The 17791-nt window shown below is 42.6% G+C and carries 18 protein-coding genes; 9 read left to right on the top strand and 9 right to left on the bottom strand.

Annotation, left to right across the window (positions count from 1 at the left end; translation table 11 throughout):
* Positions 1-55: 55 nt before the first annotated feature.
* Positions 56-1075 (top strand): LLM class flavin-dependent oxidoreductase, encoded by a 1020-nt coding sequence (locus MKZ03_RS09000; protein WP_334749360.1) that lies wholly within the window; start codon positions 56-58, stop codon positions 1073-1075.
* Between the two features lie 38 nt (positions 1076-1113).
* Here MKZ03_RS09000 and MKZ03_RS08995 read toward each other — a convergent pair whose 3' ends face one another.
* The gene (locus tag MKZ03_RS08995) at positions 1114-1734 is read right to left on the bottom strand and encodes an acetate uptake transporter (protein ID WP_060596503.1); all 621 of its coding nucleotides are present in this window, start codon (positions 1732-1734) and stop codon (positions 1114-1116) included.
* A gap of 142 nt (positions 1735-1876) precedes the next feature.
* On the opposite strand from MKZ03_RS08995, the gene MKZ03_RS08990 reads away from it, so the two are divergent.
* Positions 1877-2698 carry a uroporphyrinogen-III synthase gene (locus tag MKZ03_RS08990; RefSeq protein WP_106042120.1) on the top strand — a complete coding sequence of 274 codons (822 nt, stop codon included), beginning with the start codon at positions 1877-1879 and terminating at the stop codon, positions 2696-2698.
* Between the two features lie 40 nt (positions 2699-2738).
* Here MKZ03_RS08990 and MKZ03_RS08985 read toward each other — a convergent pair whose 3' ends face one another.
* A complete protein-coding gene (locus MKZ03_RS08985; protein ID WP_095285257.1) occupies positions 2739-3341 on the bottom strand; it encodes a DedA family protein in 603 nt (200 codons plus the stop codon).
* A gap of 357 nt (positions 3342-3698) precedes the next feature.
* Here MKZ03_RS08985 and MKZ03_RS08980 point away from each other — a divergent pair, with 357 nt between their 5' ends.
* The 3 genes from MKZ03_RS08980 to MKZ03_RS08970 are packed head-to-tail and all read left to right on the top strand — an operon-like array spanning position 3699 to position 4678.
* The gene (locus MKZ03_RS08980; protein WP_106049519.1) at positions 3699-3929 is read left to right on the top strand and encodes an excisionase family DNA-binding protein; all 231 of its coding nucleotides are present in this window, start codon (positions 3699-3701) and stop codon (positions 3927-3929) included.
* A 4-nt stretch (positions 3930-3933) separates the two neighbouring features.
* Positions 3934-4326: a hypothetical protein gene (locus tag MKZ03_RS08975; RefSeq protein ID WP_341031597.1), complete on the top strand. Its 393-nt coding sequence runs from the start codon at positions 3934-3936 to the stop codon at positions 4324-4326.
* Positions 4327-4339: 13 nt separating this feature from the next.
* On the top strand, positions 4340-4678 hold the full coding sequence (locus MKZ03_RS08970) for a hypothetical protein (RefSeq protein WP_341031595.1): 339 nt from the start codon (positions 4340-4342) through the stop codon (positions 4676-4678).
* Positions 4679-4759: 81 nt separating this feature from the next.
* Here the strand turns inward: MKZ03_RS08970 and MKZ03_RS08965 are convergent, their stop codons facing one another.
* The 6 genes from MKZ03_RS08965 to MKZ03_RS08940 form a co-directional block, all read right to left on the bottom strand.
* Complete coding sequence (locus tag MKZ03_RS08965) at positions 4760-5860, bottom strand: Ger(x)C family spore germination protein (RefSeq protein WP_307499735.1); 1101 nt, start codon at positions 5858-5860, stop codon at positions 4760-4762.
* Positions 5857-6957 (bottom strand): GerAB/ArcD/ProY family transporter, encoded by a 1101-nt coding sequence (locus MKZ03_RS08960; protein WP_341031593.1) that lies wholly within the window; start codon positions 6955-6957, stop codon positions 5857-5859. Before MKZ03_RS08960 ends, MKZ03_RS08965 begins: the two co-directional genes overlap by 4 nt.
* 12 nt (positions 6958-6969) lie before the next feature.
* A complete protein-coding gene (locus tag MKZ03_RS08955; protein ID WP_341031591.1) occupies positions 6970-8457 on the bottom strand; it encodes a spore germination protein in 1488 nt (495 codons plus the stop codon).
* 73 nt (positions 8458-8530) lie between these two features.
* Complete coding sequence (locus MKZ03_RS08950; protein ID WP_307499732.1) at positions 8531-9874, bottom strand: (Fe-S)-binding protein; 1344 nt, start codon at positions 9872-9874, stop codon at positions 8531-8533.
* Positions 9871-11280: a glycolate oxidase subunit GlcD gene (glcD, locus tag MKZ03_RS08945; protein WP_307499730.1), complete on the bottom strand. Its 1410-nt coding sequence runs from the start codon at positions 11278-11280 to the stop codon at positions 9871-9873. The genes MKZ03_RS08950 and glcD overlap by 4 nt, the downstream gene beginning before the upstream one ends.
* Before the next feature lie 77 nt (positions 11281-11357).
* Positions 11358-12491: a CdaR family transcriptional regulator gene (locus MKZ03_RS08940; protein ID WP_341031588.1), complete on the bottom strand. Its 1134-nt coding sequence runs from the start codon at positions 12489-12491 to the stop codon at positions 11358-11360.
* Between the two features lie 125 nt (positions 12492-12616).
* On the opposite strand from MKZ03_RS08940, the gene MKZ03_RS08935 reads away from it, so the two are divergent.
* A complete protein-coding gene (locus MKZ03_RS08935) occupies positions 12617-13195 on the top strand; it encodes a branched-chain amino acid aminotransferase (RefSeq protein ID WP_341031586.1) in 579 nt (192 codons plus the stop codon).
* Positions 13196-13219: 24 nt separating this feature from the next.
* Here the strand turns inward: MKZ03_RS08935 and MKZ03_RS08930 are convergent, their stop codons facing one another.
* Positions 13220-13990, bottom strand: coding sequence for a DeoR/GlpR family DNA-binding transcription regulator (locus MKZ03_RS08930; protein WP_341031584.1), 771 nt, complete (start codon positions 13988-13990; stop codon positions 13220-13222).
* Between the two features lie 122 nt (positions 13991-14112).
* On the opposite strand from MKZ03_RS08930, the gene MKZ03_RS08925 reads away from it, so the two are divergent.
* The 3 genes from MKZ03_RS08925 (at position 14113) to MKZ03_RS08915 (ending at position 17767) form a co-directional block, all read left to right on the top strand.
* Positions 14113-14919 carry a tyrosine-protein phosphatase gene (locus MKZ03_RS08925; RefSeq protein WP_307499726.1) on the top strand — a complete coding sequence of 269 codons (807 nt, stop codon included), beginning with the start codon at positions 14113-14115 and terminating at the stop codon, positions 14917-14919.
* Positions 14920-14943: 24 nt separating this feature from the next.
* The gene (locus MKZ03_RS08920) at positions 14944-16482 is read left to right on the top strand and encodes a glycoside hydrolase family 10 protein (protein WP_307499725.1); all 1539 of its coding nucleotides are present in this window, start codon (positions 14944-14946) and stop codon (positions 16480-16482) included.
* A gap of 142 nt (positions 16483-16624) precedes the next feature.
* Positions 16625-17767: an acyl-CoA dehydrogenase family protein gene (locus MKZ03_RS08915; protein WP_307499724.1), complete on the top strand. Its 1143-nt coding sequence runs from the start codon at positions 16625-16627 to the stop codon at positions 17765-17767.
* The last annotated feature ends 24 nt before the right edge of the window (positions 17768-17791 follow it).

Here is a 17791-nt window from a genome sequence, read left to right as displayed (position 1 = left end):
TGGTGTTGAAAGTATGTAACTAGTATGATTTTTGACAGAAATGGGGACATCATTTATGAGTCAATCAGTTTTACAGCGCACAGCTTATTCCGTTTTAAATTTATCCTCTGTGACAGAAGGAGGCACCATTAAGGAGTCTTTTGAACATAGTATGGATTTAGCAAAAAAGTCGGAGAAGTGGGGTTATCATAGATACTGGCTGGCAGAACACCATAATATGGAAGGTGTTGCGAGCTCTGCAACGTCCGTTTTAATTGGATATATTGCTGGGGGAACCGAAAAAATTCGAGTAGGATCTGGCGGGATTATGCTGCCAAATCACTCTTCACTTGTCATTGCTGAACAATTTGGGACACTTGAGACATTATATCCGGGGAGAATTGATTTAGGTCTTGGCAGAGCACCGGGAACGGATCAGTTAACGGCAAGAGCTCTCAGACGTAACCTTCATAACGGAGAAGATTTCCCGGAGCAGCTTGAAGAACTTCGGCAATATTTCAAACCAACAGGTCAGGTTAAAAAACATGTAAGAGCAGTACCAGGCGAAGGACTGGACATTCCCATTTGGCTTCTTGGTTCAAGTGGTTTTAGCGCAAGACTTGCAGGAGAGCTTGGATTGCCATTTGCCTTTGCGGCACATTTCTCACCTAAAAATACAATTCCTGCTTTAGAGTTGTATAGACAGTCATTTAGACCTTCTGATGTGTTAAAAGAGCCTTATGCCATGGTAGGTGTGACAGTTTTTGCTGCAGATCAAACAGAGCGAGCTGAATATTTGGCGACCTCTCATTATCAGCGGTTTTTGAGTCTCATTCGAAATACTCCAGGAAAACTCAAAGCGCCTGTCGACAGTATGGACGGCCTTTGGAGTCCGTATGAAAAAGCGATGGTGGATGAACAATTAAGTTCGACAATGATCGGGGATAAAGAAAAGGTGAAAAAAGAATTGGAAGCCTTTATTGAAGCCACTCAAGCAGACGAAGTGATGATTAATTCGGATATGTTTGACCATCAAGAAAGAATGCGCTCGTATGAAATCATCGGAGAGATCTTCCAAGAGGCACAAGAAAAATAAACATGAAAAAAGAACTGCACAAAGCAGTTCTTTTTTATTTATGCTTTTGTAAAAATACGAAATGGTTGTCCAATTGGCAGCACAGTTCGGCCAAAATGAGTATTGAGCACAACAGCTGCTGAACCATAAAACGAAAGCAGGGAAATGATCAATTCTGCGATACCGGCAATGGTATGAGTCACATCGTACATCACACCAAACGAGCTAAGGGAAAGACCAAGGAATAAGAAATCAATAAAGACGAAAATCAAAAATAGTACTTTATGTGTTTCCATAGCACCAATCGTCATAAACAAGCTGAAAATCAAATAACCGATAAACGCAAAACCTAGTTGTTTTGGATCTGCTGCTCCCGCAAGCGTTTTCCCAAAAACGCCGGCTTGAATGAGCCAAGTCGTTCCAACGCCCATCCAAAAAAGACCGAATGCGCCAAAGGCAGTGGCTCCAAAAATATTATGATGCTTTGAATCTTGTATGGACGCGATTAGCTGCGCGATGCCTCCAAGGAAGATAGCCCAAGGTAAAATAAGGGAAGTGCCATCTGTAATTCCTAGTTTTTGTGAGGACGCAACGAGCGTCACCATTGCTAAACCAAACAAACCAAGTGGTGTTGGGTCTGCAATTGATAATCGAATAGCTTGAACATTCTGTTTTTCCATAATGACCTCCTACAATTTGCACTTACAAAAGATACTCGAATTAGACCGAAACGTCAAGCTCTTTTTTAGTAGACACTTGCAACGTCTTCCAAATAAATCTATATTTAATACATATCAAATGTGATAGAAAAAGAGGGATAAAATGAGTAAAGGCTTAGCTGGAAAAACGATTGCCATTTGTGGAACGAGAAAAACAGAAGAAATGCGTACACTTGTCGAAAAGCAAGGGGGACAAGCCGTTATTCGTTCTCTTCAAGGAACCGTATTTTTAGCCAAAGAGGAGTTAAAGCCAGGCATTGAAACCTTTGTGAAGCAGGGTGCGGATTGGGTGATTTTCACAACAGGCATCGGGACAGACACATTGATTGAGAGTGCAGAAGAGCTTCATCTGGGGGAAGCATTTATGCACATTCTATCAAATGCGCATATTGCTTCAAGAGGGTATAAAACCTTTGCAGCACTCAAAAAACGCGGAATTCAGCCAGACGTATCTGATGAAGATGGAACGGTTCGTGACATGATCTCAAAGCTTGAAGACAAGGAGTTTCATGGCAAACGCGTCATGGTGCAGCTTCACGGGGAAAACGCTCCGGCTCTCATCCAGTTTTTACATGACAAAGGGGCTGATATTTTGCCGCTTTTACCTTATCAGCACACACCTCCTGAACCAGAGGCCGCAGAAACATTGCTTCAAGAAATGAAAGATGAAAAAGTCCATGCCGTCTGTTTTACAACCGCTGTTCAGGTTCACGCCTTTTTCACATTAGCGGCAAAATGGGGCAGAAAACAAGAACTCCAAGAGCTATTCGAGCAGCACGTACTGGCAGTGGCCGTCGGAAAAGTCACAGCTGAAGCTTTAAAAGAAGAGGGAATAGACAGAATTCTAGCTCCGTCACTTGAGAGAATGGGTGCAATGATTATGGAATTATCCCAATATATGAAAAAACAATCATCACATTCATAGAAAAAACGCCTTTCACCCGATCAGTGGAAGGCGTTTTTCATTAGATTGTCCGTTTTCGGTTCGTACGAATTTTTTTGAGGACGAAATAGAGAACAATCAGGACGATCGCAATGGCCATAATAGGGGTTGTATAAGCGTGAGCAACACTTTGAATGTGATCCCACTTTGTCCCAAGCTGCATACCGAGATAGATAAATAAGATCGACCAAGGGATGGCAGCTAATCCTGTCAAGAGGACAAATTTCAAAAAAGGCATTTTGGCAATACCTGCTGGAATGGAGATGGCGTGGCGGACAACAGGAATAAAGCGCGCTGTAAACACCACACCGGTTCCATATCGGTCAAACCAGCGCTCTGCAGTTGCGATATGGTGTTCATGGATGAATAAGTATTTTCCGTACTTTGTTAAAAAAGGTCTTCCGCCATAAAGGCCGATCCAGTATATAAAACACTGTGCGAGCGTACCTCCGATGACGCCAGCGATAACAGCTCCAACAAAACCGATTGTTCCTGTTGACACCATATATCCGCCATAAGCAAGAACAATTTCGCTCGGAATGATTTCAATCATCAGACCTAGTGCTACACCTACATAACCAAGGCTTGTCAGCCAGGTTAAAATTTCATTGAACAAGGTTCCCATTCATTTCACTCTGCCTTTAAATACGAATTTTCTTCAAGCATCCTTATAAAAGCCTATGCTTGTTTTGCTTTTCTCATGAGTATGCTTTCCGCTTACCTCTCACGGCTAAACCGAAAGACGCCTCATGAATGCCTGGCTTTTCCACCAAGTCTGTGACGATAAACTCTCGTCTAGCAAACTTTATCATACCATATTTGCTTGTACCTAGACGATCTACTTGCTGAACACTTGTTATGTGAAGAACTATCATGATGTCAGTCGTCAAATCAGTAAAGAAAATATGAACAGGCTGCATCCGTTTTTTTCAACAGATCATGATATAATTTGTTAGATGAAACGAACGGGTGGTGCACAAACATGTATTTAACAATCGAAGAAACAGCTGAATACTTAGAAGTATCTGAAGCGTATATTGAGAAATTAATCCAGCAAAAAAAGATCCGCTATGTATTTGACGGCGAATCCTATCTGATTTATCAAGGACAGTTTCAAACGCATATGAAGCAGCTTGAACAATACAAAGAGCTCGTCCAAGAGATTTTAAATGAACCGATTCCTGAAGATCCAGATGTAAAGGACGAAGATTAGAGCATTGTCATCTTTTCAAATGAAACAATTTTTACTACGTGATGACTTTTATGGAGAGGACGGACAGGCTTTCCAATCAGAGGATGATGTCATCGTCACCAAAGAAGGTAAAGCACCCACATTACAAGACGTTCGGCAAGATTTGGCGTCTTTATTAGACTTTTCAATCACTAGGTGGTTTCTTGAGGGTGATGTCATCGATGCGCTGAAACAGCACGATGAGAAAAAGATCTTAGACTCTGTTCAAAGTCGGTTTGATGAAACTCAGCATGTCGAAGTGAAATCACGAATGATAGAAATCGCGGCTGATGTTTTAGGTACATCTGCCGCTGGGTGGGTAAGGGAACTTTTGGATCAGGCTTTCATGGGCAGCAGCCAGCAGCTTACCAGAAGATGAGAGTTTACAACATGTGATAGAGAAATTGAAATCGATCGGTGAAAAAGAATTGCCGACAGCTGCATTTATCAGCCTGTACCGTTTCCGTTCTAACAAAATATTGGATTGGATGGAGTCAGCCTGCACTCATTTTCACGATCATTGGGGAAGGCTGGCAGCCGTAAGCTGTCCAACCTGGGATAGAATGAAAACAAGGCTAGACAAAGGAAGACCTTTCAGCTTAATTGCCCTTGAAACAATGGCAAACTGCGCTAAAGGGAATAGACCGGTCCTTGTGGAACAATGTTCTCCTAAAATCCTTAGAACAGATAAAAATGAAGTAGAGAACACTTTAAATGACTATCTTCAATAAGATTGCGTTCCACGAGTTAAAATGAACGTGTCTAAAATAATAAATAACAAAGAAGATATTTTCGAATAATTTTCCACTCATTTATTGACTGACACCGGTTTGAACAATTTTCATATGGCATTTAATTTGTACATCCGCATCAGGATAGATTTCCTGCCATTTTTCTGGTGTCATTGCTTTGTCTTTTGATCTATACCTCAAACCCAGCCCAAGCGGATCTATGTTTTGTTTTTTAAAAGACTGAACAAGGTCTTGTCCTTGCTGAGAGACACGTTTTTCAACTTTTTTTTCGACATGGTCCAATATATTCGGTTTATCAATTTTTTTGGACTTCATGAATTCTTTTAATTCACCTTTCAGCTTGATATCAATCGTGATATGAGGCTTTTTTGTTAGGTTTTTCGTTGGTTTGATCTGGTAAGACACATGTGATTTGATATTTTCAATGACGACATGGGTCTTTGCTTGATCATCCAATTGAAACTCGTAGATGCCGTTTTTATGATTTTCAATCATGGCTTTAAATGCGAACGTTTCTTCTCCTGGGATATGACCCACCATTTTTTCTTGATCAAACAGAGCGACGCCCGAGACCTTGATGGCATTGCTTGTTTTTTTGATGTAAGGGAGGTAAGCATCTACCCCTTTTGCCAGCATCTGATTCATAAAAATATGCTGATTGGTCACAGGTTCATTGCCATTTCGCATATTTTGGGCTAACAGATCAGAGAGATACACGCCAATATTCAAGTTCGTTTGATTCATTTTTGTGTATAATAACTCTTCAACCTCTCCGCCTACAATCGCAAACACTTGGCGTGAACCAATGATAGGATCACGATAAATGTAATTCATTAAATCGATCATGCCGACTTCTTTTGCTAACTTTTCACTGACTAAAATAACGAGTACCTGGCCCATGACCACTGGAAAAGGTGATTTTTCTGACACGAGAAACTGAATATTACTAATAGTGTTTGACCTTGCGCTTAATATTTGATAACTTCCTTGATCCTCACTTTTAAAGACAGGAAAGACAAAGAAACCCTTCATTTCTCCATCTTCCACTAAATCAAATCCTGCCGCCTGAGAGATATTTAATTCATCTAAAAGGCGAGGCTGTGCACAGCTAGTTAACAAAAGGCTAAACAACATGAGACCCATGAGTATATAACGTTTCATGCTCGTTTTTTCACCCACCTTTTTTTCAGCATCAGTCCAATGACCATACAGACAATCAATCCATACATAAGAATGTATCCGCTATACTCCACCCATTGATTAAAGGCTTCAAAAGAGGTTGCCCCGGCAAAAAACGAAAACATGACCAAAATGAGGATGCTGAGACAGATTAAAGTGACGCGCTGACTCGTATGAAATACTTGTTTCGCCATTCGGCTCGCAGCCCATAATGGAATCGCGATATTTGGAATAATCAAAAACAGCCAAAGGGACACTTCAATAAAGTCAAAGCGCTGGATAAACGGAAGCTTCACAATGCTTGTTAACGTTAACGTCGGCCATTTTGTTAATTTGAGCTGAGCACTTGAGTAATACGCAATGGAGACAAGAAAGACGAGTAAATTTAAGCATGTCGTAAATAATGCCCCCATATGAGCAAATTTTTGAGACGTCTGTGCTTGTTTAATAAAGGGATAATAGACAAGCAGCGTGCCAAAACCAAACATGGATAAAGAGGCATCTTTCAATCCCATCAACAGCTGCGAAAATGTATGATCAAACATCGGGAACATGAAGCGAATATGACTATATTTCATGGCATAAAAGCAAATAAACGTCATCCAATACGTCAGTACAATGCTAAAAAATGACCATCCAGCAATGGTTCTAAAGCCGCCGGTATGAATGTAATACACAAGCAGCAGCAGTACAGACGCAAACAATAGACCAGGAATCTCTTTAAACAGCCATACATGGATCACATCCATATAATGGATGAGAACCGTCAATGACAAAGAAGCAAAATATAAGATATAGAGAATGTTGAATAATTGCCCTATCCACTTGCCAAATACATATTGCGTGATATCACCAAATTCATCCGAAGGTGCCTTTTTAAACATCAAGTACATCAGAAAGATCATTACATTGACGCTGATGCCAGAAATAAGAATGGCGATCCATCCATCATTATTCATAGAACGAACAAGGTTTGTTTGAAAGTTTAAAATGCCGACACCTACTTGATTGGCATTAATGAGAAAAAACACAAAAAAAGGGGAAACTTGAAATTTCTCTTTCACAGAAGAAGAACTCATGCTTTCACTTCCTTATTCATAAAAATCATTTTTCCCCTTACGGCCTTGCTTAGGCTTTTGCCGGTGAATGGTTTCATTTTGCGGACGTAAATTTTCCGGTCTTTTATTCAAAAAACGGAGCTGAGGACGAATCAAACTGCCCTTTAAATCAGTCAGACGCAGCGGAAAAATAGGCTCTAGATAAGGACGCCCAATAGACGTTAAGTTCATTAAATGGGTGAGAAGGAAAGATCCCATCACAGCAATACCTAATGCGCCCCAAATCTGTGCTGCAAGTAGAAATGGAAATCTCAGCAGGCGAATGGCATTGCCCATTTTGTAAATAGGGGTGACAAATGAGGCAAGAGCAGAAAGGGCAACAATAATGAGCAAAATATTACTTGTTAAGCCTGCTGCCACAGCAGCCTGTCCAATGACAATCCCTCCAACAATCCCGAGTGTCTGTCCGACTTTAGCTGGAAGCCTCGATCCTGCTTCTCTTAGTAATTCAATCGAAATCTCTAAAAATAGGGCCTCAATGATCGGAGGAAATGGAACAAGATAGCGCGAGGACACAATGGTTTCTAATAAATCCTTTGGGATCAGCTCATAATGAAAGGTTAAAACGGCTACATATAAAGGTGTCGCAAAAATGGAGAATATCACTGCAAATATGCGTAACAGTCTAAAGCAAGAAGCCGCAATCCACGACATATTGTAGTCTTCCATAGTGGAAAAATACTCAAGTAAAATAGTCGGAGCAAGCAAGACATGAGGCGATCCATCCACTAATATGGCAATTTTCCCTTCCGATAAACCTGAAGACACACGGTCAGGTCTTTCTGTATTCAAAAACAACGGAAAGATGGTATTGGATACATCATTAAGCATTTGAGAGAGGTAATTCGCATCTAAAATCTGATCATAATCAATGTCCTCAATTCGCTGCAGAACAGTTTCGATGTTTTGCGGGTTGGCGATTTCTTCGATATATAACACCGCTACTTTTGTTTGAGATAGCGTGCCAACCGTCTTTTCCGCCACTTTCAGGTTCGGTGTTGGCAGCCGCCGTCTGACCAAATTTAAATTGGTATCCAAAACCTCCACAAATGCTTCCTGTGCACTGATAATGCCAAATTCAATATCAGGCGGTCCTACTTGTCTGCCTTTCTTTTCTTCAATCGGTATCAGAAGCGCTTTGCCCCAGTCCGTTTCGAGCCTAATGGCCAAGTTACCTAGGTGAAGGGCTTTTTCCACTTTTTGAAGATCGGTTGTGATGACAGACTGTTCAATGGGGATTCGTTCTTTCAGCTCCTCAAGAGTGGGGGTGAGGTGCAACTCTTTCATGCAGGGCAAAATTTGTTCATGGAGTAGATGACCATTAATTAAAGAACGAAAAAAAGAGATTCGATAAAGAAAACCTTCACTTCGTGACAATTCGTTTGTAAAATCAGAGGAACGTGACAATGCCTCAAATACTGAATTTGGGTCCTTTTGATGTTGTTTGTTTTTCTTCAGCACTTGAATCATCTCCTTCCGCGATTTGCCTCTATTATCCAACTAATTGTCTGAAGATATGCATGAAAAAAAGCGTTCAGCTTGATGAGCTGGACGCTTTTTTTCCATATTGAACGGCTTCTAATAAAAAATCTGCGAGATGGACGGCACGCATGCTGGGCGATTGTCCTGAACGTTTGATACCCGCTGCCATTTGCAGCTGACAGCCTGGATTGGACGTGACAATAGCAGACGCAGCTGTTTGACTAGCTTCTGTCATTTTATGATCTAAAATTTGCATCGACATCTTTGGCTGCAAAATATTATAAATTCCGGCGGATCCGCAGCAGCGGTCGGCATCCTTCATTTCTTTAAATGATACCCCGTGAATCGACTTCATCAGCACCCTTGGCGCTTGCTCTACACCCATTCCATTTCGTAAGTGACAAGAGTCTTGATAGGTGATGATCTGCTCTGGCACGGCAAGCGATGTAAGCTGGTGAAACTTAAGCTCCACGAGAATGTCTGATATATCCGTGATTTTCTTTGAGAAGGCTTCACCTCGTTTTTGAAAAGCCGGATCGTCCTGAAGCAAATGATCGTAATCACTTAAAAAGGCACCACATCCGCCCGCATTCATAACAATGGCATCTGCCTCTATCTCCTCAAATGCTTCAATATTCCGCCTTGCTAACTGTTTCGCTTGCTCCTTTTCTCCGCTATGGCCATGAAGTGCACCGCAGCACGTCTGAACAGGAGGGATGACAACGTCACAGCCGGCCAGCTGCAAAAGCTGGATGGTCGCTTCGTTTGTGCTGGAAAAAACGGTGTCCATTAAACAGCCAGTAAAAAAGGCCACACGCTTTCTTGCCGTGCCAATGGCTTTGTATTCTAACGCACGGCTTTTTTGTTGACGCGGCACCTTTGGAAGGGCCTGCTCCATCAGCTGTAAATGCGGCGGAAGCACCTTCAGCATGCCAGACTTGCGGGCGGCCGTTTGCAGACCAGAGGTTTGATAAAATCGCAGAAGTCCAGCCGCTTGACGCATTCGGCTTTGTGAAGGAAAGAGTCCTTTAAACACAACACGTCTCACAAATTTGACAGGAAGAGATTGTTTTTTGTGCTGCTGAAGGATGTCTCTCGCATCCTCAAGTAAACGTCCATATTTGACGCCGGAAGGGCAGACCGGTTCACATGCACGGCAGCCAAGACAAAGGTTCAGTGAATGTTCGACATCTTCATCGGGCTCAATCACGCCGTCTCTCACCGCCTTCATTAAAGCAATCCGGCCGCGGGGAGAGTGAGTTTCTTGTTGACCGGATTCAATATAAGTAGGGCAGGAAGGGAGGCAGAAGCCGCAGCGCATGCAGTTGAGCAGCTCCTTTTCATCCATTTGCTGCTGAAAGTTTTGCTGAATCTCTGATTGTTTAGAGGAATTCATGAGACCACCACCCGCTTTCTTGCTGCTTTTCCAAATACCTTATCAGGATTCATAATATTTGCTGGATCTAGCGCTTGTTTGATCGCTTTCATTGCAGCGATTCCTTCTTTTTTGACCTTTAGCTCTAAATAGGGGGCTTTCATCAGACCCACGCCATGTTCACCCGTAATGGTGCCGCCAAGGGAGACTGCTTTCTCAAAAATGGCCTGAAAGGCTTCTTCGACCCGCTTCATTTCTTCTTCATCTCTTGCATCAGTTGCACAAGTAGGGTGTAAATTCCCGTCACCTGCATGACCAAATGTACAGATTTTCACTTCGTACTCTCTCGCAATGTCTTCGATCGCCCGCACCATGTTAGCAATTTCAGACCGGGGGACTGTAGCATCTTCTAAAATCGTTGTGGGGCTTAAACGGGCGAGGGCAGATAAAGCGGCTCGTCTCGCTGTTAAAAGGGCACTTGCCTCTTCTTCAGAATGTGCGATATTTACTCCTTTTGCACCGTGCTGCTGACAGACCTTTGCGATGTTCTCTATATCACGGGAAACGGCCTCAGGGTTGCCGTCCTGTTCGATTAATAGCACCGCTTGAACGTCAGTCGGCAGGCCGATTTTGGCAAAGTCTTCGACGACTTTCAGTGTTGGCTGATCCATAAATTCTAATGTGGCGGGGATAATACGCTCTGCAATAATCGCCGAAACTGATGCGGCTGCTTCCTCTAGGCTTTCATATAAGCAAAGCATCGTTTGTTTGGTTTCTGGAAGCGGCAAAAGCTTCAGCGTGGCTTCTGTGACAATTCCGAGCGTTCCTTCTGATCCAACAAATAAACGGGTCATATCATACCCGGCCACGTCCTTAGCGAGCTTGCCGCCCGTTTTGATGATGTCACCGTTTGGCAGCACCACTTCAAGTCCAAGTACATAATCTCTCGTCACGCCATATTTTAACCCCCGGAGACCACCTGAATTTTCATTAATATTGCCGCCTAACGTGGAGATTTTCATCGAGCTTGGATCTGGTGGGTAGAAGAGACCTCTTGCCTCTACTTGGCGAATAAGTTCCTGTGTGATCAAACCAGGCTGGACCGTTGCGGTGAGGTTTTCTTCGTCTATTTCGATTAATTGGTTCATTCTTGTAAACAACATCACAAGTCCGCCTTGTGTAGGACAGGTTCCTGCACAAAGGTTCGTTCCTGATCCTCTTGGCACGATCGGCACCTTATATGAAGCGCAGAGCCGGACAATTTGCTGGATGTCCTCAGCCGCGCGCGGGCTTACGATGACATCTGGCATATGCTGAAAATTAGGTGTTGCATCATAAGAGTAGGCAAGCCGATCGGCTTTACTGTCTTGTACATAGGGCGCACCGACAATCTTTTTTAATTGACTTAAAAATTCAGAATTTAACATGCGCATTCACTCCTACTGATTAGACATACCGTTTCTTTCAGTATAAAAAAAGAATCGCCTCATGCCTATGGACGATTCTACAAAATATTGGGCTGTTCGCCTCGTTTATTTGGATGATGATCTAATAGCATCAAGGCTAAATAAAAGAGCATCGCATCTTGCATGCGTTTTGGATCAAGTGCCGTTAAATCTTGGATACGTTTTAGTCTGTAATGCAGTGTATTGATATGTACGTGCATCGCTTCCGCGGTATACTTCAATGAGTAATCTGATGTCATGAGTACACGCAATGTTTTCACTAGTTCAGGGTAGGGGAGAAGTGGGGCGATCGTTCGATCAAGGAACACTTCTTTTGTTTCCTGACTCACTTCTTCTATAAAAAGTTCAAGTGTTAAATCCTCATCAAACACAATCGGTGTATCCACATTCGCCAATTTTAAGGCACGAAAGGCTTGATGAAAGGATTGCTTCATCATATGTCCAGCTGCTGGTTTTCCCGCACCTATCAAAACCTTTGATGTGGAACGTGAGGTGAGGGAAGCATGGATGTGAAAAAGACGCTGCTGCAAGGTATCACGATCATCTGCTGTGGTTTGCAGCATGAGCAAAAAGCGGGCATGTCCCCAGCGAACGATCATTTCCTGACTTGTGAGATGCAGCATTTCCTTTACTTTTTTGTATTGATCCTGCTTCATAAACGATTCATCGTGACAATCAATGAGGACGACGACACGCTGTTTTTTGACATCAAGCTGAAGCCGCGCTGCTTTTTCAGTGAGATTGATTGCTGTCTCTGGCAGATGAAGCCAGTCGAACACAAACGCTTCAAGCTGCCGTTCATCGGTTTCCGTTTCTAGAAAAAATTCATGCTCTTGAATAAGCAGTTCGGTCATTTTTCGTAATATTTCGCCAAATGGAGAGACATGGACGGGATTTCCTGTCATCCCAATCACACCAATGACCTCTTGCTTAAAATAAATAGGCAGATTGATGCCGGCTTTGACCCCTTTCATTTGCTGCTCATCATCCTTTGTGAGGATTCGTTTTTGTCCTTCAAAGGATGTCAGATACGCCCCTTCATGAAATTGACCAATGCGCGCTGGATCTGTTGCCGCAATGATGGTGCCGTTTGTTTGTGCGATGATGATTTCCTCAGTCAGCACTTTTTTGACCTCGTCTACGATTTTTTCTGCCAGTGTCATTGTGAGCAAAACGTACCCCTCCGAGATGTTTCTTTTGACACTATCATACCATCATATGCTGAGTCATATCTTTCTTTTCATGAGTTATGCTAAAATAATAAACGCACATGAAAGAGAAGAAAGGAGACATAGCCATGTCATTGCAAAATCGCTTACAAGATCTATTGAAAGAAGGACAAGCGCTGACAGACTTTGAATATGACGAAGCGGCGCGCCACAATTGGCCTTTAGAAGGTGCAAGAATAAAGGAAGAGGCACGCTTTAGCGATGTATATATAGAGCGTGTAGACAAAGAATCCGAGGACATGATTCAAACAGAAGGCGCCTCATTTCTAAACACACCGCTTACATATGTAAAACAACATCAAAAAGAATTCATTTATATCGAATCAAAGTGGTTTGATGTGGTGAGAGTCGATGGATTAGCCATTGAATGGGACGAAGTGTTTCAAACGTATACCGTGTTATTCGGTTTAAAACGTCCTAAAAAAGACACAGGTATTTTAAAAGACATGCTGGCTTCATTAAATGGTGCGCAGCTTCAATTTAATGGGCAAGACGGCTTATTCGATGTGAATTTACAGCTTCTTGAACTTGAGGACATCCATGAAAATATGCCTTTTATTGAAGTCATCTCAGCCGTGTACCGTTTTTTATTCCGCATGATCATGCAGCTTGAAATGAATGAATCAAAAAACGGCTCAAATTCCTGAGCCGTTTTTTTGTGATCCATTTATTTACGTCTTCTCATTTGATGAAGGCGTGGCAAACCGTACATCATGATCTTTTCCATATTGAAGATAATCTTCATTTGGCTGTTTATTCGTCACGACGACATCAAGATCGTGTAAATCACAAAACGTGGTCAAAGCGTAGTGATCGAACTTACTATCATCAACTAATAAAAACGTTTTGGCACTTTTTTCAACAACTGTCTTTTTAATATCCGTTTCAAGTGGGGACGAATTCGTGACTCCGTGATCAATGGATAAACCAGTTGATGCGATAAAGGCTTTATTGACATTGTAAGCTTTCAAACGCTCTACACTTTGATAGCCAACGAAAGAATTCGTTTTTCTCTCAAGCATCCCGCCGGTGGAAAAGATAGTGAGATTTTCATAAGGCATCGCCTGTGTAATAAAATCTACATTATTGGTCACAACGGTCACCTGTTTCTCAGTCAAATAGGGAAGCATTTCAAGTGTTGTCGTACCAGAATCAACAAAAATCATATCCCCATTTTCCACAAAAGCAGCAGCCGTTTGTCCGATCAATTGCTTTTTACTGAGCTGGCGGGTCTTTCGCTCTTGATATACTACTAATGTTGAATGGTTCACAGCGACTCCGCCGTACACTTTCTTTAGTACGCCGGACTCGACCAATGCTTGTATATCTCGGCGTATCGTGTTTTTTGAGACGCCAAAATGCGCCACAAGCTCATCAAGTGAGGCAGATTCCCGGTCAAACACATACTCTTTGATTTGCTGAATCCGTTTTGTTTTTATCATGCTTCATATCTCCAATCCATCCGAATCTCCTTTTTCCATTATACCAAATGGCTTCTCTTTTCCCCATCTCAATAAAAGCGTATGATAGAGAAAAGAACGTAACGGAAAGGATTTTCACTTCTATGAATCAATCAAACAACCCATTTTCAAAGCTTGCGAATTTTAGAGAAGTAGGGGGACTTCAAACAACAGGTGAGATGGTGTTCAGGCAGGGAATGATTTATCGATCCGCAGATCTATCGCGTCTCACAAAACAAGATATGTTGACGTTCTCAAAGCTTAGGATTCAAACCATTTGTGATCTCCGAACAAGCTCAGAACGCAAATCACATCCGCCAAAAATCAAGGAACACAACAAAATCGTTCATATCCCGATGCAGCCTGACAGTAAGATGCCAAGTAAGTGGACCATGTTTCGTATGCTGACAACTGAAGGGAAATCTCTCTCATTTACACCGATTATGAAAGATTTATATCAAAGTATGCTCACAGAGCGTAAAGAAGAGATTCAGCAGCTGTTCTCACTGCTTTCAGATAAGAGCAATTACCCGCTGATGCTTCACTGCACGAGCGGTAAGGACCGGACAGGCTTTTTATCTGCCCTTATTCAATTAGCAGCAGGTGTACCGATGCCGGCCGTTTTAAGTGAATATATGCGTTCCAATGAAGGTGTGAAAATGCTTGTCAGAAGGCAGCAGCGATTTGTCCGCATGATGAGTTTATACCGGGTGTCAAAAGAGCAAATTCAACCGCTTCTCGGTGTGCAGCAAGATTATCTGGAAGATGTGCTAAACGAGATGATGGCGACATACGGAAGTACAGAGCGATATTTAATCGAGGCTTGCGAAATACCTGAAGCTCAGCTCAAGGAAATGAAAAACATCCTGCTGACACCATCTGCTGGCATTCGATCTCAAAAAGCAGAATAAACTGAATATGAGGTGATGCAAAAAATGCTGAAAAAAATCAGTATGACGTGTCTAACACTAATTTTGATGTTTGTATTCTTATTGATTCCTTCTAGCAGTCTAGCTCGTCCAATGCCAAAAGGGAAGCTTGAAAGCACAAGAGAGATGCGCGCGGTTTGGATCGCATCGGTTTATAACTTAGATTGGCCTTCAAAGAAAGGACTGCCTGTCAAAGAGCAGAAACAAGAGTTTATTCATTTGTTAGATGAGATCAAAGCGATGAATATGAATGCCGTGATCATGCAAATTAAACCGACAGCAGATGCCTTTTATCCTTCGGCATACGGCCCGTGGTCCGAATATTTGACCGGCACGCAAGGGAAAGATCCCGGGTATGACCCGCTTGAATTCATGATCGAAGAAGCTCATAAACGCGGGCTCGAATTTCACGCGTGGTTTAACCCGTATCGAATCACAATGAATCATACCGACCTCAGCCGTTTATCAGCCGATCACCCTGCAAAAAAACATCCAGATTGGACTATTGCTTATGGTAATCAGCTTTATTACAATCCAGGCATTCCTAAAGCTCAGGAGTTCATTGTCGGCAGCATAGAAGAAGTCGTGAAAAACTACGATATTGATGCAGTGCATATGGATGATTATTTTTACCCGAATAAAATAGCCGGTGTGCCGTTTCCAGATCAAGAAACGTATGAAACATATGGAAAAAAGGCATTCACGCATATAGAAGATTGGCGAAGAGATAATGTGAACCAATTGGTCAAGCAAATCAACGACACCGTGAAGAAAGTAAAGCCGTATGTGAAGTTTGGTATTAGCCCATTTGGAGTCTGGCGCAACATAAAGGATGATCCGACTGGTTCAAACACCACAGCAGGGATGACCAACTATGATGATTTGTATGCTGATACAAGAGAGTGGATTCAGCAGCACGATATCGATTATGTCACCCCGCAAATTTACTGGAGCATCGGCTTTCAGGCAGCCGCATACGATGTGCTAACAAAATGGTGGTCAAATGAAGTGAAGGGAGAGCCTGTTCACCTGTACATTGGTCAGGCGACGTATAAAATTAATCAAAACAGTGATCCCGCTTGGTCTGATCCAGAAGAATACTTTCGGCAGATTGAGCTGAACAGACAGTCGCCTCTCGTGCAGGGAAGCATGCACTTTAGCCTAAAGGATATCAATCGCAACCCTTTGAATGTCAAAAATCGATTGATAGAAGATGCTTACCGTAAACCGGCTCTCATTCCAGAAATGCCTTGGCTTCATCAGAAAGCGCCAAAAAAACCAATCATTCAATCTATTAAAAAGACAGCAGAGGGTGCGGCTTTACAGATCAAAAATGATCCACAATCTACCGCATCCTATTACGCGGTCTATCGCTTGACGACGAAAGGAACATATGAATTGCTGCAAACCGTTAGAAAAGAAGCCGGCACGCTGACATCTGTCAAAAATCTTTCAGTTCATCAGAATAAGAGTGATACTTACAAAGTAACGGCTCTCAATCGACTTCATCACGAAAGCAAGCCTTCTACAATAAAAGTGAGATAACGAAAAAGCATGAATGAGGATTTTCTTCGTTCATGCTTTTTTCTATTATTTTTGTTTTAATTTTCTGAATTCAACCAAGCTTGGCATGAAGCAGCCACTTGATTAATAAATATGATAGAAAAGAGCCAAAGGGGGAAACAAGATGGATTTTGAATTAACGAAAGAACAACAAATGATCCGGCAGATGGTCAAAGAATTCGCCAAGGAAGAAATTGCTCCACTCGCTCAAACCATTGATCAACAGGCTGTATTCCCGGTCCAAACTTTTCAAAAAATGGGAGAGCTCGGCTTGATGGGCATTCCTTTTCCAGAGAAATACGGAGGCTCAGGAGGAGATACGATCTCATATGCGCTCGCTGTAGAAGAAATCGGAAAACAGTGTGCCAGTACAGGTCTTAGCTATGCCGCAGCCGTTTCCTTAGGCGCAAGCCCGCTTTATTACTTCGGTACAGAGGAGCAAAAGATGGATCACCTTGTCCCGCTGGCATCTGGAACAGCACTCGGTTCCTTCGGATTAACAGAGCCAAATGCAGGGTCAGATGCAAAAGGGACGAAAACAAAAGCGGTCAAAGACGGACAAGAGTATGTGATTAGCGGGGAGAAGTGCTGGATCACAAATGCCAATTTTGCCAGAACCATTATCGTCACCGCTGTCACGGATCATGATGAGCACGGCCGCCCGATCATCTCCGCCTTCATTGTAGAAAAAGGTCAAAAAGGGCTGTCCATTACAAATCCATACGACAAAATGGGGGTGCGCGGTTCAGATACGGCTGAAATCATTTTAGACAACGTACGTGTACCAGCACATCATATATTAGGAGACCCAGCCAAAGGCTTCAAGCAATTTTTATATACATTAGACGGGGGACGCATATCAATTGCTGCCTTATCTGTTGGTATCGCGCAAGCTGCACTAGATGCTTCTCTCTCCTATGCAAAGGAAAGAAAGCAATTTGGGCAGACCCTCTCGTCCTTTCAAGCCATTCAATTTAAACTGGCAGATATGGCGATGCAAATAGAACTTGCTCGTCAAATGGTGTGGAAAGCCGCCTGGCTGAAAGATCATGGAAAGCCATTTACAAAAGAAGCTGCCTATGCCAAACTTTTCGCTTCGGAAATGGCGACAAAAGCAAGTCTTGATGCTGTCCAAATTCACGGAGGAACAGGCTACATGAAAGAGTGCGGGGTAGAACGGCTTGTGAGAGATGCCAAGCTCATGGAAATCGGAGAAGGCACCTCTGAAATTCAGCGTTTAGTCATCGCAAGACAACTGCTATCATAACCCTTTTGTGAAAACGCTTACCAT

This window comes from Bacillus sp. FSL R5-0431, from assembly GCF_038002985.1.
In the GTDB taxonomy this organism is placed as follows: Bacteria; Bacillota; Bacilli; order Bacillales; family Bacillaceae; genus Bacillus.
The sequence above is the reverse complement of the archived record's forward strand: the minus strand, read 5'-3'. Positions and strand labels throughout refer to the sequence as shown.

Bases quoted from the DNA above. Each gene is read 5' to 3' on its own strand.
- MKZ03_RS08965 (WP_307499735.1), bottom strand. From the start codon at position 5,860: ATGAAACGTTATATACTCATGGGTCTCATGTTGTTTAGCCTTTTGTTA.
- MKZ03_RS08990 (WP_106042120.1), top strand. From the start codon at position 1,877: ATGAGTAAAGGCTTAGCTGGAAAAACGATTGCCATTTGTGGAACGAGA.
- MKZ03_RS08925 (WP_307499726.1), top strand. From the start codon at position 14,113: ATGAATCAATCAAACAACCCATTTTCAAAGCTTGCGAATTTTAGAGAA.
- MKZ03_RS08930 (WP_341031584.1), bottom strand. From the start codon at position 13,990: ATGATAAAAACAAAACGGATTCAGCAAATCAAAGAGTATGTGTTTGAC.
- MKZ03_RS08980 (WP_106049519.1), top strand. From the start codon at position 3,699: ATGTATTTAACAATCGAAGAAACAGCTGAATACTTAGAAGTATCTGAA.
- MKZ03_RS08985 (WP_095285257.1), bottom strand. From the start codon at position 3,341: ATGGGAACCTTGTTCAATGAAATTTTAACCTGGCTGACAAGCCTTGGT.
- MKZ03_RS08995 (WP_060596503.1), bottom strand. From the start codon at position 1,734: ATGGAAAAACAGAATGTTCAAGCTATTCGATTATCAATTGCAGACCCA.
- MKZ03_RS08920 (WP_307499725.1), top strand. From the start codon at position 14,944: ATGCTGAAAAAAATCAGTATGACGTGTCTAACACTAATTTTGATGTTT.
- MKZ03_RS09000 (WP_334749360.1), top strand. From the start codon at position 56: ATGAGTCAATCAGTTTTACAGCGCACAGCTTATTCCGTTTTAAATTTA.
- MKZ03_RS08950 (WP_307499732.1), bottom strand. From the start codon at position 9,874: ATGAATTCCTCTAAACAATCAGAGATTCAGCAAAACTTTCAGCAGCAA.
- glcD (WP_307499730.1), bottom strand. From the start codon at position 11,280: ATGTTAAATTCTGAATTTTTAAGTCAATTAAAAAAGATTGTCGGTGCG.
- MKZ03_RS08960 (WP_341031593.1), bottom strand. From the start codon at position 6,957: ATGAGTTCTTCTTCTGTGAAAGAGAAATTTCAAGTTTCCCCTTTTTTT.
- MKZ03_RS08915 (WP_307499724.1), top strand. From the start codon at position 16,625: ATGGATTTTGAATTAACGAAAGAACAACAAATGATCCGGCAGATGGTC.
- MKZ03_RS08935 (WP_341031586.1), top strand. From the start codon at position 12,617: ATGTCATTGCAAAATCGCTTACAAGATCTATTGAAAGAAGGACAAGCG.